This is a genomic window from Paenibacillus sp. 01T422, assembly GCF_056398785.1.
This window is the reverse complement of record NZ_JBFTQB010000038.1, coordinates 1-14,404: the sequence shown is the minus strand read 5'-3', so window position 1 is coordinate 14,404 and position 14,404 is coordinate 1. Positions and strand designations below refer to the sequence as shown.

Here is a 14,404-nt window from a genome sequence, read left to right as displayed (position 1 = left end):
CACAAATCTGCGCTGAACAACWGGATAAGGCGAGATATGATCAAGCTGCAACGTCTGCTTCTGATCTTTGGTCATATAACCAAGCTCGCGCGCAAGCTTAAATACTTCACTTCGTGTTTGTTCGGACATGCCAGGTAATCCACGAAGTGCCTTGGACACCGTTTGAATCGTTAGGCCAAGCTGAGCGGCGAGATCGTGGAGCGTTATTCTTTTGCGCATAAGTTCCGGAGTCCCCTTGTACAAGTATGTAGTAATTTTAAACTAATTTTAAACTAAATTGAAAGTTAAATTTCATCTATACTTGGGAAAAGCGAGATCGTGGGCTGAATTTTAAACAAGGGAGAGAGATCCACATGAATAAAATCATAGAAGCGGATATCGTTGTTGTTGGTGGCGGTCCAGCGGGTGTTAATGCGGCTATTGCAGCAGGGCGGAGCGGGGCCAAGACGGTTTTGATCGAGAAATATGGGTTTATTGGCGGGATGTCGACGGCTGCGCTTGTCTATCCATGGATGACCTTCCATACGACGGACGGTAAGCAGGTGATTAAGGGGCTGGCGCAGGAGATTATTGATCGTCTTATGGCGATGAATGCCTCGCCGGGGCATCTCCGAGATACCGTTGGATTCGTGAACACCATAACGCCTTATCACCCTGAGATTTACAAAGTGCTGGCAGTGGATATGCTCAAGGAAGCTGGCGTTAAGCTGCTTTTTCACAGCTTTGTCGATCAAGTGGAAACTGTAGATAACCGCATTCAATCGGTGCAACTCACGTCCAAATCGGGCAGAATTGATGTACGCGGCAAAGTATTTATCGACACGACGGGTGATGCCGATCTCGCGTACTTGTCTGGTGCTCCGTGCCTGCAAGGTCGTGAAGGGGATAAGCTGACACAGCCGATGACGATGAAATTCCGCATGCGCGGTGTGGATTTGGCGGGTGTGAAACAGTACATGATTGACCATCCGGATGAGTTTTATAAAAAAACACCGTTCTCCGAACTAGCAGAACTGCCATTGTCCGGTGTTTTGGGTTACTTCAAGCACTGGAAGGAAGCGAATCTACCGATCAATCGTGATCAGGTGCTCTTTTTCACTGGACCTGAAGACGACGAAGTACTGGTCAATACTACGCGTGTGCAGGGGCTTGACGGCACCAATGTGGAGGATTTGACCGAAGCGGAGGAGCTTGGGCGCAAGCAGGTGCTGATGGTGGCGGAATTTATGAAAAATAACCTGCCCGGCTTTGAAAAAGCGTCGATCTCATCGGTAGGCGCCCAGATCGGCATTCGAGAAACACGTCGTATTGATGGCCAGTATGCTTTGCAGGTGGACGATGTCGTGCAAGGTCGCCATTTTGAGGATGTCATCGCGCGTAGCGGGTATCCGATCGACATCCATGATCCTTCCGGCAAAGGCGTGACGGCCGCCTGGGTCCAAGGCGATGGCGCATATGACATCCCTTACCGCTGCCTGCTTCCGCAAAAAATCGAGAACCTGCTCACCGCAGGTCGCTGTATCTCGACGACGCACGAAGCGTTAGCCACGACGCGCCTGACCCCGAGCTGCATGGCAACGGGGCAAGCGGCCGGCTCTGCAGCCGGTCTTGCTGTTAAGCACGGCGTACGCCCGAGCGAGATCGATATTGCCGAGCTGCAGGATGTGCTTCTGCAGGGAGGGGCTTTGCTTTCGTAGGCAGACGGAGGTTAGCGCCAAAATCGAACCAACTTCCAGACTGTTTCATCGTTAACTTGGAGGTAAGTTTCACTGTCCAAAGGAGCATTCGGGTTAGCTGCCACTACCAGAGCCTCTACCTCTACCGTTGTCGCAGCCACTACCGCAGCCACTGTCGCTGTCACTGTCGCAGCCACTACCGCTCCCACTACCGCTCCCACTGTCGCTGTCACTGTCGCAGCCACTGTCGCAGCCACTGTCGCTGTCGCTACCGCAGCCGCAGCCACTGCCTCAGCTGAAATAGATGGAGAAACTACTGTTATTCTGAGCTATTCTGCGGCAGGGAGTGAAATAGCAGTAGAAGCTACAGCTAAATCGTCGGTACCTGGACGAAATCTGCGAGATATGGATAAATTAGCGGTGGAAATTCCAGTTATTCGGTAGAAAGTGGATCAAATCTGGAAAATAGCAGGAGTAATCGGCGCTACTTAGTGACAGTGAAGCCACTCCGAACAGCTAAGACGATGTTTTACATCACGGTATGCCGCCCCCACACATCGGGAATACTTATACTTACTTAACGTGTGAGAAAGGGCGGGAATTCCCTATGCTTTTATATCAATTAACGCAGTGGTTCGAAGAACGCACCTCCCTGCAGCAGGCGCTGCAAAACGGAGCGGCTGACAGCAGCAGCGATCTGCAGCAAAGAATTCAAGACGTCGAACAGCAGCTGCACGCTCATGCCGAAAGATGGAAAAATGCCATCCAAGAAGCTTCCTACTTGCAGTTTCCTTATGAAAATCCGCAGATGGATGATGATATGGTGCTTTAACTTACAAATTGCACCTATCATCGCTCCTTTGTATTTCCTCGGTTTTCGTGTAGAATTAGAGAGAACGATAAACGAGAATAGAACGAGGTCTTTTTACAATGAAAGTACTAGTAACCACACTGAATGCCAAATTCATTCATACATCCTTGGCGCTGCGCTATTTGAAAGCGTTCTGCGAGAAGGATTTTGATGTTGAAATTACCGAATATACGATCAAAGACCCAGTGATGAACGTTGTCTCCGACCTGTACCAGAAGGCGCCAGACGTGCTGGGCTTTTCCTGTTACATTTGGAACATTGAAGAGACGATTCATATTATCAGAATGATTAAGAAAATCAGACCCGAAATTCTCATCATGCTCGGCGGTCCTGAAGTTTCTTACGATACGGAATACTGGATGAAGCGGATTCCAGAAGTTGACTTTATCGTTATGGGCGAAGGCGAAGAGACGTTCCACCAATTGCTGACGGAAATTTCGACAACGCGCAAATATCACTTCGTGTACGGGCTTGCGTACCGCAAAGGCGAAGAAATCGTGCTGATGCCGAGCAGACCGAAGCTCAAGCTCGATGACATCCCGTCCCCACACCGGTTTGCTGAAGACCTGCCAAGCTTGGCTAATCGCGTCGTATATTTCGAAACGAGCCGCGGTTGCCCGTTCTCTTGTCAATTCTGTCTGTCCAGTATTGAAGTGGGCGTACGGTACTTTGATATGGAACGGACGAAGTCGGATCTTCTGTACTTAATAGATTCAGGCGCGAAGCTGATCAAGTTCGTTGACCGAACGTTTAACATCAAACGTGACTATGCGATGGARATTTTTGAATTTCTGATTGCCAATCATCGCGGCGTCGTGTTCCAATTCGAGATTACGGCGGACATTATGCGGCCGGAAGTTCTTGATTATTTGGCTGAAAATGCACCGCCAGGTACGTTCCGTTTTGAAATCGGCGTACAGTCGACGAATGACACCACGAATGAACTGGTGCAGCGCAGACAAAACTTCATGAAGCTGAGCCGAACCGTCTCCAAGGTGAAAAACAGCTTCAAAATCGATCAGCATCTCGATCTCATCGCTGGTCTGCCGGAAGAGGACTATCATTCATTCCGCAAGACGTTTAATGATGTATTCGAGCTAKGACCGGAAGAGCTGCAACTTGGTTTCCTCAAAATGCTGCGGGGCACGGGGATGCGCAAAGACGCGCATAAATATGGCTACGTGTATATGGATCATGCCCCGTATGAGATTCTCGGGAATGACATCCTTCCGTTTACCGATTTGATTCGTATCAAGCGGGTTGAGGATGTGCTCGAGAAATATTGGAATGCGCACCGTATGGATCATACGGTCAAATATTTGATCGCCCATGAATTCGCATCGGCATTCGATTTCTTCCAAGAGTTCGGTGACTTCTGGGAAGGTCGCGGCTGGCAGAAAATCGGGCATCAGCTCGAGGATCTATTTACCCGCTTACGCGAGTTTCTCCTTCAACGTGAAGCGAAGAATATGGCCGTTATCGAAGGTCTCATGAAGTTGGATTATTTCCTGGGACATAAATATAAGCCGCGTAAAATCTGGTGGGACTTCACACTGGAGAAGTCGGAACAGAACGCTTACCTCAAGCTATTGGCTGAGCAGCCGGAGCTTGCAAGCGGAGACTTCCATCTTCTTCGCATTAATGAGAAAGATCTCCACAAGCATGCGATGCTTGAGGTGCTGCCTTTCGCTTTGCAGACTTATCTGCAAACCGGTGAGATTGATTCAACCAGCAACGAGCTGCTTATCGTACATTTCCCGCCGGATGCCCAGCTTGCAGCTAGCTGTTACAGCATGCCGATACACCAGACCGCGACTGTATAGAAAGAAAGCCCCGCACCCGTCGTCACGATGATGGGTGCGGGGCTTTTCGCATAAAAACGTGCATTTTCAGGGTAATCTAGGGGAGTTGACTCACAGGCTGCTTACTTAATGGCCCCTGATATGAAAGGAGATTTGCTGCATGATCGAGACGAAGAATAAATTGGAAGAGCAAATTGAAAAGGTTTTGGACGCAAATAAAATTTGCTCGTTTGCTACGGTTGAAGGAACGAAGCCTAAAGTTCGCTATATGGCGCTGCATCATGAGGGGCTGACTCTGTATTTGGCCACGAATCGGAAGACGGATAAAGTAGACGAGGTGAAGGACAATCCCAATGTCCATATCCTTGTCGGGTATGACGGGAAAAAGTCCTCTGACATTCTGCAGATTCAAGCAACAGCAACGATAAGCAAGGACAGTGCAATACGTGAGAAGCTGTGGACTGAAGAAATGGCAAAGTGGTTTGACGGTCCGCAGGATCCTAACTACGTCGTCCTCGACATAACGCCTACGTACATGGAATATAGGAACGGAGAGGCCGAACCGCAGATTTGGAAGGGCTAAATTAACGTTTCCCTGAAATAACCATTGACCACAGGTGAGGTTCAATGATAAGATTGAAAAAATTTACCTATGGATCGATGAGGAGGAAATGTAAAGTGGCTACGTATTACCTAGAACCATCCCGCACATTCAGTGAGTTTCTGTTAATTCCTAACCTTACAACGAAGGCTTGTACGCCAGCGAATGTAAAGCTCAAAACACCGCTTGTCAAATTCAATAAAGGCGAGGAGCCTGCCATCTCGCTTAATATCCCGTTTTCATCTGCTGTCATGCAAGCCGTATCCGATCATGGAATGGCGATTGCTTTGGCGCGTTGTGGCGGGATTTCATTTATTTTTGGCTCGCAGTCGATTGAAGAAGAAGCACAAATGGTACGGAAAGTGAAAGGGTATAAGGCTGGCTTCGTCGTTAGCCGTTCTAACTTGACGCCCGATCATACATTAAGCGATGTGCTGGCATTGAAAGAAGAGACTGGCCACTCCACAGTTGCGATTACGGACGATGGTACTGCTAATGGCGTGCTGCTAGGTATTGTAACAGGTCGCGATTACCGGAAAAGCCGTGATCCGCTGGATCGTCCGCTTCGTGAGTTTATGACACCTTTTGATAAACTGATTTACGGAAAATCAGGTATCTCTCTATCGGAAGCGAACAATTTAATTTGGGATCACAAGCTTAACTGCTTGCCGATTGTTGATGAGCAATTGAAGCTTGAAACTCTTGTTTTCCGCAAAGATTACGATGAACATAAAGAAAATCCGATGGAGCTTCTTGATACGAACAAAAGTTATATTGTTGGTGCAGGAATCAATACCAAGGATTATAAAGAAAGAGTTCCTGCTCTCGTTGACGCGGGAGTAGACATTCTGGTCATCGATTCTTCTGATGGCTACAGCGAATATCAGCGTGAAACGGTCCAGTATGTGAAAGAGAATTTCAATGTGAAAATCGGGGCTGGTAACGTTGTCGACCGTGAGGGCTTCCTATACCTCGTGGAGTCCGGCGCGGATTTCGTAAAAGTAGGAATCGGTGGCGGTTCAATTTGTATCACACGGGAACAAAAAGGGATTGGCCGCGGTCAAGCTTCCTCCATCATGGAAGTGGTAGAAGCCAGAGACGAGTATTATAGAGAAACAGGGACGTACATTCCAATCTGTTCCGATGGTGGTATCGTGCATGACTACCATATTACGCTAGCCTTAGCTATGGGTGCGGATTTCGTGATGCTCGGCAGATATTTCGCCCGTTTCGATGAAAGTCCAACGAGAAAGCTGAAGGTAGGCAACAACTTCGTGAAAGAGTACTGGGGTGAAGGCTCCAACCGTGCCCGTAACTGGCAACGTTACGATACAGGCGGCAAAAGTAAGCTTTTATTCGAAGAAGGCGTTGATTCCTACGTGCCTTATGCGGGAAGCCTGCAGGAGAACTTGGACAAGACACTTGGCAAAATAAAATCCACTATGTGCAACTGCGGATCGCTTAGCTTGGATGAGCTGAAAAGCAAGGCGAGAATTGCTCTTGTTTCGGCAACAAGCTTAGTAGAGGGCGGCGCCCATGACGTTATTTTAAAAGAAAGCTCCTTGTCGGAAGAATAGACAGGCACGCATAATAAAGCGCTCCACCACATCATTATGATGTCGGATGGAGCGCTTTTTGTATGCCATTTACGGCTATCAGGCGTGCATGGGATGTTAAGGCAAGTAGCTGCGAATGACCGTCATGCTGCCTTCGAGCGCATAGCCGCCCAGATCGGCTGGAAGCAAGAAACAGTCGCCCGGCTTGGTGGAGATGCTGCCATCTTCCCATTGAAGCGTTCCATTTCCTTCAGCAATAACGAGGATCACGAAGCTTTCTGGTGATGTGCTAAGCTCCCACTTGGGTCCAACTAAACCTTTTTCGACGATGAAAAAAGGAGACTCGGCCAGCGTCAACCATGTGCTGGTTTCGCTTTGGTTTGTTTTCATACGCGTGGAGCCTGAACCTTCATAGGCAATGACATTCAGCGAATCTTCAATATGAAGATCGCGCGGTTTGCCATCCAAGCCAGGACGGTTGTAGTCATACAGACGGTAAGTTGTATCGGAGTTTTGCTGAATTTCGGCAACCAATACTCCTGCGCCAAGCGCATGAACAGTTCCGGCAGGAATGTAGAAGGAATCGCCGGCTTCTACAGGAACTTCCTGCAGGCAGTCCAAGATACGATTCTCGCTAATGGCTTGCGCTAAACTTTCGCGTGTAACGCCTTCCTTCATGCCATATATGATTTTGGCGCCGGGCTTGGCATCTAGGATATACCACATTTCGGTTTTGCCTAGTTCTCCCGCGGCCAAGTTATGATAGTGATCATTTGGGTGAACTTGAACGGACAGATCGTCTTCACAATCCAAAAGTTTAATCAGGAGTGGAAAACGTCCGTTCTTTTCGGAAAAGCCTTTGGTGCCGAATAATGTTTTACCGTATTTTTCACGGATTTCGTCCAAACCAAGACCTTCGAGCTCTCCGTTAATAACTTTCGTAGTTCCGTTCGGGTGATCGCCGATCATCCAGCCTTCGCCAATCGCGCCTTCCGGCAGCTGAAATCCAAACTTCTCCAGGGCTCTGCCACCCCAGACACGTTCTTTCATTTCAGGTTGAAATTGAAGCGGGTATGATTTCACTACTATCCCTACTTTCTCTCTATGTATTTAATAAGCAGTAAAAGAGCAACTCTACTACTATCTAGCATTATACCATGGGTCTATCTTTTTTCTAGAGCCAAGAGATAGGGGGCATGCGCACTAGTATTCATAAATTGGTAGCGCAGCAGCTGATAAGCTGCGAGCGGGAGCTGCTGTGCCCAAGCTTCCACAGCAGCCGCTTCTTCAGAGCCGCCATCGTGCCCGCTGTACAGCACGATGGTCACTATCCCGCCTTTGCGAAGCAGGCGGAGAGCCGCTTCCAGAGCAGGAAGGGTAGATTCCTGCTTCGTGATTGTTGCCGGATCGGCGCCAGGCAGGTAGCCGAGGTTGAAAGTGACCGCGGCTACCTTGCCATGGCGGTCATCCGGCACAGCCGCCTCCATGAGCGCATGGCTGCATAAGCTCATGTGCACAGAAGAAGATGCGTCTGGGAGTTCCTTCTCCAGACGCATCTTCGTTTGATCCAGCGCTTGCTGCTGGATATCAAAGCCGTACACTTGGCCGCGGCGGCCTACCAGCTTCGCAAGGAAGATGGTGTCTACGCCGTTGCCAAGTGTCGCGTCAATGGCGGTATCGCCTGGTTGAACACGCTGGCCGATTAATTGATGAGCAAAACCTAGAACAGAAACGAAACCCATACGAAGAAAGCCTCCATGCTGATTGTGTTTGTAAGCGACAGTTATTTTTTGGCTGCCAGCCAGGTGGCTAGCGCTTCGATCTCTTCGGCCTTTAAGGCTTTTTGGAAAGGTGGCATATCACCACTGCCCTTGTTGATTTGCTGCACAATCTCATCTTTGGTTTTACGCGAACCGACCTTCGTCAGGTTCGGCCCGAAATCTCCTTCAAGGCCAGCCCCGTGGCAGGCCATGCAGTTGTCCTTGAACAGCGCTTGCGCCTGCGCTGCTGTCGTAACACCGGCATCCGTAGCCTGCGGCTTCTCGGATGGGGTAGGCGCCACGCTCGCAGGCGCTGGCGTTGGTGTAGGCACCGGCGTCGGCTTCGCCGTAGCCGACTCCACGGGCGCAGCGGTTGCTGCCGCTGCGCTTGGTGTCGCAGCCGCTGTGCTCGGCTGCGGCGTGCCGCTTGCCGCCGGCACAGGCGTAGCCGGCACTGGCGTAGCCGGCGCTGTTGTCGCAGCCGCTGGCGTGGCCGCGGCTGATGGTGTTGCCGTCTGCGCCGCAGGGGCAGGCGTGGCACTTGCCGTCATGGATGGTGACGGCGATACAGAAACCGGCGCCGCTGTTTCGGGCGCCGCTCCGCATCCTGACATGACTAGCATGAATCCAACCAAAGCTGCTCCAACTCTTTTATTCATCGCACCCATCTCCTTCTATATAAGTTCTCACTATATAATAGGAAACGCTTCATAATGGAAATGGGTTTGAACCTGGCGGCTATTTATTTGTTGGTTTTGCCTTTCCAATACTTACCTTGCCATGTATTTCTTTCTGCTAATAGCTTATCGAAGCTATTCAGTACTTCCCATTTTTTAAGACTCCACATCGGGCCAATCAGCAAATCGCGCGGAGCATCTCCGGTTAGCCGATGAACGATCATTTCCGGTGGCAGAAATTCAAGCGTATCGACAATGAGCTTCACATACTCATCTTTTTCAAGAAATTCGAGCAGTCCAGCTTCATACTGTTTCACCATAGGTGTTTTACGCATTAAATGAAGCAAATGAATTTTGATGCCCTGTACATCCATTTGAGCGACAGCTCTGCCGGTGTCTAGCATCATTTCATGGCTTTCCCCAGGCAATCCGTAAATAATGTGCGCACACGTGCGAATATTATGCTTCCTAAGCTTTGCCACGGCATCCAAATAGCACTGAGTATCATGTGCGCGGTTAATCAGCTGAGACGTCGATTCATGAACGGTCTGCAAGCCCATTTCTACCCATAGATAGGTTCGCTGGTTCAGCTCCGCCAAATATTCAATAACATCATCCGGCAAGCAGTCGGGCCGCGTTGCAATTGATAAGCCTACTACGCCTGGCTGCTGTAAAATGACTTCATAATACTCGCGGAGCTGCTCCACAGGTGCATACGTATTCGTATAGGCTTGAAAGTAGCCGATATATTGGGCTTCCGGCCATTTTTGATGCTGAAGATCTCTGATCTTGTTAAATTGCGTAACGAGATCGTCGCGGCGGCTCCCGGCAAAATCGCCAGAGCCTCTCGCACTGCAAAACGTACAACCGCCAGTTGCAATATTGCCATCGCGATTCGGACAAGTAAAGCCTGCATCCAGCATGACTTTGAACACTTTGCCGCCGAACGCTTCGCGCATTTCATAATTCCATGTATGGAAACGTTTATCCCCCCAGAGCTGAGGTGATTCTTGTATTATTGTAGACATCAGATTAGAACTCCTTTCCTTCCACCCTATTGTAGCGAAAAATAAACATGAAAGCGACCCCTGCCTTTCCACCAACTTCCCCGTTAAAAATGGGCTTATCAGAGCATGATAACTTTGCATGACGATCATATGCCGAGAGGGGAAATGAAAAAGTGAAAAAGTTTCGTACAGTGACATTGGCGGTAGCTTTGACGACAGCATTGAGCTTTGGGGCAGTTGGGGCGCACGCAAATATGAGTACACCGACAATGAACACTCATATGRGTACTTCAGGAACAATGGGGACGGGAACTACGACAACATCGGGCTATACGGGCAGTAATTATGACGCTACGACTGGTACTAGTGCTGGGACAGGCTTGTTGAACGGAACGGGGACGATGACCAATACGAATACGTACAATGGAGTTACAGCTCCGATTACAAGTCCAGTTGCTCCAACTGCTTATCCACACAAGCATGATGGCATGCACAGACTAGACGGAACAACAACTAATACGTATACGGGGAAAAGTACCGGCACTGGCACTGGCGTCTTAGGTCAAATCAACGGTTACGGCAATAATCTCATGGATCGGATGAGCACGACAGGCACGGCGGGAACGAATCGCGGCAATTATGATACGTCATCTTATCGCGCCTATGCGACCACAACTACCGACAAAAGTATGAACTGGGGATGGCTTGGATTGGTAGGGTTAATAGGTTTGGCGGGATTAAGGGGAGGCAATAAACGCAGAGATGAGAGCTATAAGTAATTAATTAGGCGCCTTCCTAACGGGGGGCGCTTTTCTTCTTAATATATAGGCTTAGCTTCACCTTTTATCTTGTTCGTTGGCGAAATAACTGGAATTTCTACTGTAAAAAATGATGCTTAAAGAGGCTTTGGTGTAATAACTGGAACTTGTACAGCTATTTCGATCGGTGCGCCTTATTTCAGGCGAAACCAGAGGAATTAGCATGATAATTTCCATCTATTCGCATGAAACCAGGAAAAAGGAACAAATTAGCAGCACTATTTCCCACTAAAATTTGAGTGGCCGTTGGTCGTTGGTCGTTGGTCGTTGATGAGATTGGTGATCGGTGATGATGGTCGGTGATGATGGTGATGGGGATGGAGATGGAGATGGAGATGGAGATGGAGATGGTGGTGATGGGATTGGTGAATGGAAGTGAAGATAGTGAGGAATGAGTGGTTAGCGTGTTATCGTGATGGGTGATAGGATCGGTGACTGGTGTTGAGATGGATGATGATGGATTGATTGGTGAATGCAGATGAAGATAGTGAGGAATGGTCATCGTGTGGGATCGGTGAATGGACTTGGAGGAGAAGAGTGATTGACGCTAGCTTGTTGGGTGATGATTGATGGGATTGCTACTAGCTATGGATACGGTGGATGGTGATTAGGTACTGGTGATGAGTGATCGATGTGGCGAGATGGCCAGGCAGCAAGGTCGAATCCAAGCGCCTTCGTTGCATTTTATACAACATAATGGCGCGGTCTGACTGCGAATGCTGTCTTTCGTTGCACAAAGTACAACCATTTATTGCGAAAAGGTGAGATCTGAGCAGTCTAGGGCTTAAATCATTGTATAAAGTACAATATAGCAGCGTGCTGATGCCCGATTATAGGCGAATGGTTGCACAAAATACAACGTGGGTTTGAGACCGCGGCCATGCGTCGGCTACAACGCGCGCGCCTAGGAATCGCGCTATTACGCTGTTGCTACATATTCCTTCCCCCTCATGATCTTCCATACATAAAGATATCCTTCCAAACCAAAACTACGATTAAAAGTTGAATTGAAAGTAGGTGAAGTAATCATGATTACTACTTCTTTATCGACAGATACCCTGACGGTTGAGCTTACTGTGAGGGAAGCACAGGCGTTAAGCAGCGGTGTGAAATTTGTGGCAGATCCGAATGTAGCAAAGGAAGCCAGACAAAAGGTGCATCGCTCCTTAGATCGTAAGTTGTTCCCTGCAACCTCCAAAACCATTGAATATCATGAACTGGAAGTGTAATTCCCTTTGATTTTTTCCCAAGAATGGTCTATGATTTGTATTCGATAGCTTGTACGTGTAGGAGGCAAATAATAGATGCGTTTACGGGGAAGAAAAGGAATTCGAGAAGATATAGAACGTCAGAAGGAACTCGTTGTTCTCAATGCCAAAGATTATAAAGGCAAATGGGCCGAGTTATTTGGCAATAATAACCCTATTCATGCTGAACTTGGGATGGGAAAAGGGCGTTTCATCAGTGAAATGAGCAAGAAATATCCGGATGTTAATTTCATTGGCGTCGATATGTACGATGAGCTGATCCGCAAAGCAAGTGAGAAAGCGAAGATCGCTCATGAAATTAATACCGAGGAAGAATCAGAATCAGAGTCAGAGACTAACATCCCGAATTTGAAGCTGATGCTGTTCAATATTGAACATATTGAAGAAGCTTTTGCCGAAGGAGAGCTGGAGCGGGTTTATTTGAACTTCAGTGATCCATGGCCGAAGAAAAAGCATGCCCGCAGACGTTTGACGCATCCGGGTTTTGTGGCCAAATATCAGCAAATTCTGAATGCGAATGGCGAGATTCATTTGAAAACTGATTCGCAATCGCTTTTTGAATTCTCGTTGAATTCTTTTGCCGATATGGGCCTAAGAATGCGTAATATTTCTTTGAATCTGCATGCAGAAGGGTTTCACCCGGATCATGTCATGACGGAATACGAAACGAAATTCGCCACAAAGGGTATGAACATTCACCGTTGTGAAGTTGTGATCGGTCAAGACGTGCTTGCTGCTCATCTCGACCAATTGAGCAAGGCGAAAACAGAATAAATTCATAAAAAAAGGCTTTCCTACTTCTGTTGGCAGAAGAGGAAGCCTTTTTTTGCGTTTAGGGATTTATTAACCCATCACTTGGAGAATGACCTCTGAACAATCCGCTGATGGCGTATTCATTCGTTGTCGGTAATTCCAAACGCGTCTGGCCTGGACATCCGTGTAGCGGCTGACAAGCATCGCCAACCAATTCGAGATTGTATCGGCGGACCGAATGGGTTCACCGAAGCCTTGCTCGGTAAAATAGAGTACGTTCTCTTCTTCTTGTCCTGGGATCGGATCATAGAACAACATGGGAATGGACTTAGCCAAGCCTTCTGAACAGGTCATTCCACCTGGCTTCGTAACCAGTAAGTCCGAAACTTCCATTAATTTGTCAATATCTGGCGTAAATCCGAGCAGCCGAATGTTCGGGTGCTGATAACGTTCGTCCGCGGCAAGTTTTGTTAAAGTCTTAGCATTATTTCCTAGGCAAAAAATGAACTGCACTTTATCTCTCCATGCAACGAGATGCTCGCTGAGTGAGTCGCCCCCGATTAGGCCCCAACCACCGCCCATGACGAGTACTGTAGGCATCGCGGCTAATTGGAACTCTTGTCGGATGATCACTTTATCGTGTGCTACTCGGAAGCTGGGATGGACAGGAATCCCTGTGATCTCGACTTGAGCCGCGGGGATTCCTCGACCAAGCAGTTTATTTTTGACATCCTCGGTCGAGACCATATATTTGTTCACTTCACGACTGACCCATGTTCCGTGTACATCATAATCCGTGATGAYGGTACACAGGGGAATGTTAAGACCAGCTCTTTTGAGCCGTGACACGACGACGCTGGGAAAAGGGTGTGTGCAGACGATGGCTTGAGGAGCCCAGTTCTGGATAATCTCCGCCGTCTGTGCGTAAAAAATGCGGTGCAGTGCTAATTGCGTCAACCGATTTAACGATTTCTTGTATTGAGAGCGGTATAACCGACCGTAAAGCTTAGGATTTGTGGTCAGCGTCTTTTTATAAGCCTGGATAATCCAAGGCGCTATTGTCGGATGCAGGAAAGACCCCAGTTCTAATACACGTGTTTCAATCGTTGTGCATCGCTTTTCTAAGCTTACAGCGAGCGCATAGGCTGCTTGAGTATGACCTGCTCCGAAACCTTCAGAGAGGATGAGAACCCGCTTTTTACCCTGCACAGCATCCATTCATTTTACCCCCATAAAGCTACAGTTGTTAAAGATGCTGCCGTACCGATCAAACTACCAACGAAACAATCGGAAGGATAATGCAGCCCTAGGTACATGCGTGATAGACCAACGATGAAAGCAAGCGGCAAAAGGATGATGCCAAGAACAGGAATGGCTACCATAAATGGAATGATGATCGAGAAAATAGCGGTTGTATGTCCGGACGGAAAGGAATGATCCGTTAATGGGTTCTTGTACGTAATCGTCTGAGGATGCACCAGATAAGGCCGGAGCCGCGGGTATTTCTTTTTAATGATAGCAACCGGTATGTGGCTGATCGTTAAGGCGATGAGAGCTTGAATGCCAGCGGTTTGCAGAGCTCCTTGCCCAAACAAGGCGCAGCAAAGTGAAATAA

General features: G+C 48.3%; 16 protein-coding genes. 8 read left to right on the top strand and 8 right to left on the bottom strand.

The features are described 5' to 3' along the window. Positions 1-219, bottom strand: a 219-nt coding sequence (locus tag AC1DUA_RS03840) for a LacI family DNA-binding transcriptional regulator (RefSeq protein WP_477498468.1), incomplete at its 3' end; no start/stop codon positions are given. A gap of 134 nt (positions 220-353) precedes the next feature. Here AC1DUA_RS03840 and AC1DUA_RS03835 point away from each other — a divergent pair. After that, positions 354-1,697 carry an FAD-dependent oxidoreductase gene (locus tag AC1DUA_RS03835; RefSeq protein ID WP_477498467.1) on the top strand — a complete coding sequence of 448 codons (1,344 nt, stop codon included), beginning with the start codon at positions 354-356 and terminating at the stop codon, positions 1,695-1,697. A gap of 11 nt (positions 1,698-1,708) precedes the next feature. Here AC1DUA_RS03835 and AC1DUA_RS03830 read toward each other — a convergent pair whose 3' ends face one another. Then, positions 1,709-1,963, bottom strand: a complete 255-nt coding sequence (locus AC1DUA_RS03830; protein WP_477498466.1) for a hypothetical protein — start codon at positions 1,961-1,963, stop codon at positions 1,709-1,711. A 320-nt stretch (positions 1,964-2,283) separates the two neighbouring features. Between AC1DUA_RS03830 and AC1DUA_RS03825 the strand changes: the two genes are divergently transcribed. From AC1DUA_RS03825 to AC1DUA_RS03810, 4 genes are all read left to right on the top strand, one after another. Continuing rightward, complete coding sequence (locus AC1DUA_RS03825; RefSeq protein WP_477498465.1) at positions 2,284-2,508, top strand: hypothetical protein; 225 nt, start codon at positions 2,284-2,286, stop codon at positions 2,506-2,508. 98 nt (positions 2,509-2,606) lie between these two features. Then, complete coding sequence (locus tag AC1DUA_RS03820) at positions 2,607-4,370, top strand: B12-binding domain-containing radical SAM protein (RefSeq protein WP_477498464.1); 1,764 nt, start codon at positions 2,607-2,609, stop codon at positions 4,368-4,370. A gap of 139 nt (positions 4,371-4,509) precedes the next feature. Continuing rightward, positions 4,510-4,932, top strand: a complete 423-nt coding sequence (locus AC1DUA_RS03815; RefSeq protein WP_477498463.1) for a pyridoxamine 5'-phosphate oxidase family protein — start codon at positions 4,510-4,512, stop codon at positions 4,930-4,932. Between the two features lie 95 nt (positions 4,933-5,027). Further along, entirely contained in the window at positions 5,028-6,527 is a 1,500-nt protein-coding gene (locus AC1DUA_RS03810) for an IMP dehydrogenase (protein ID WP_477498462.1), read from the top strand. 96 nt (positions 6,528-6,623) lie between these two features. Here AC1DUA_RS03810 and AC1DUA_RS03805 read toward each other — a convergent pair whose 3' ends face one another. The 4 genes from AC1DUA_RS03805 to mnmL form a co-directional block, all read right to left on the bottom strand. Next, complete coding sequence (locus AC1DUA_RS03805) at positions 6,624-7,589, bottom strand: type I phosphomannose isomerase catalytic subunit (RefSeq protein ID WP_477498461.1); 966 nt, start codon at positions 7,587-7,589, stop codon at positions 6,624-6,626. Between the two features lie 80 nt (positions 7,590-7,669). Next, positions 7,670-8,248 (bottom strand): tRNA 5-(aminomethyl)-2-thiouridylate-methyltransferase MnmM, encoded by a 579-nt coding sequence (mnmM, locus tag AC1DUA_RS03800; protein WP_477498460.1) that lies wholly within the window; start codon positions 8,246-8,248, stop codon positions 7,670-7,672. Positions 8,249-8,289: 41 nt separating this feature from the next. Continuing rightward, a complete protein-coding gene (locus AC1DUA_RS03795; RefSeq protein WP_477498459.1) occupies positions 8,290-8,925 on the bottom strand; it encodes a c-type cytochrome in 636 nt (211 codons plus the stop codon). Between the two features lie 83 nt (positions 8,926-9,008). Beyond that, on the bottom strand, positions 9,009-9,971 hold the full coding sequence (gene mnmL, locus AC1DUA_RS03790; protein ID WP_477498458.1) for a tRNA modification radical SAM protein MnmL/YtqA: 963 nt from the start codon (positions 9,969-9,971) through the stop codon (positions 9,009-9,011). A gap of 152 nt (positions 9,972-10,123) precedes the next feature. Here mnmL and AC1DUA_RS03785 point away from each other — a divergent pair, with 152 nt between their 5' ends. The 3 genes from AC1DUA_RS03785 (at position 10,124) to trmB (ending at position 12,810) form a co-directional block, all read left to right on the top strand. Then, a complete protein-coding gene (locus tag AC1DUA_RS03785; protein ID WP_477498457.1) occupies positions 10,124-10,729 on the top strand; it encodes a WGxxGxxG-CTERM domain-containing protein in 606 nt (201 codons plus the stop codon). Between the two features lie 1,067 nt (positions 10,730-11,796). Beyond that, positions 11,797-11,997 (top strand): hypothetical protein, encoded by a 201-nt coding sequence (locus AC1DUA_RS03780; protein WP_477498456.1) that lies wholly within the window; start codon positions 11,797-11,799, stop codon positions 11,995-11,997. A gap of 75 nt (positions 11,998-12,072) precedes the next feature. Continuing rightward, complete coding sequence (gene trmB, locus AC1DUA_RS03775) at positions 12,073-12,810, top strand: tRNA (guanosine(46)-N7)-methyltransferase TrmB (protein WP_477498455.1); 738 nt, start codon at positions 12,073-12,075, stop codon at positions 12,808-12,810. Between the two features lie 69 nt (positions 12,811-12,879). Here trmB and AC1DUA_RS03770 read toward each other — a convergent pair whose 3' ends face one another. Further along, positions 12,880-14,007, bottom strand: a complete 1,128-nt coding sequence (locus AC1DUA_RS03770; protein WP_477498454.1) for an MGDG synthase family glycosyltransferase — start codon at positions 14,005-14,007, stop codon at positions 12,880-12,882. A gap of 5 nt (positions 14,008-14,012) precedes the next feature. Continuing rightward, the coding region (locus AC1DUA_RS03765; protein ID WP_477498453.1) for a phosphatase PAP2 family protein at positions 14,013-14,404 on the bottom strand (392 nt) is incomplete at its 5' end.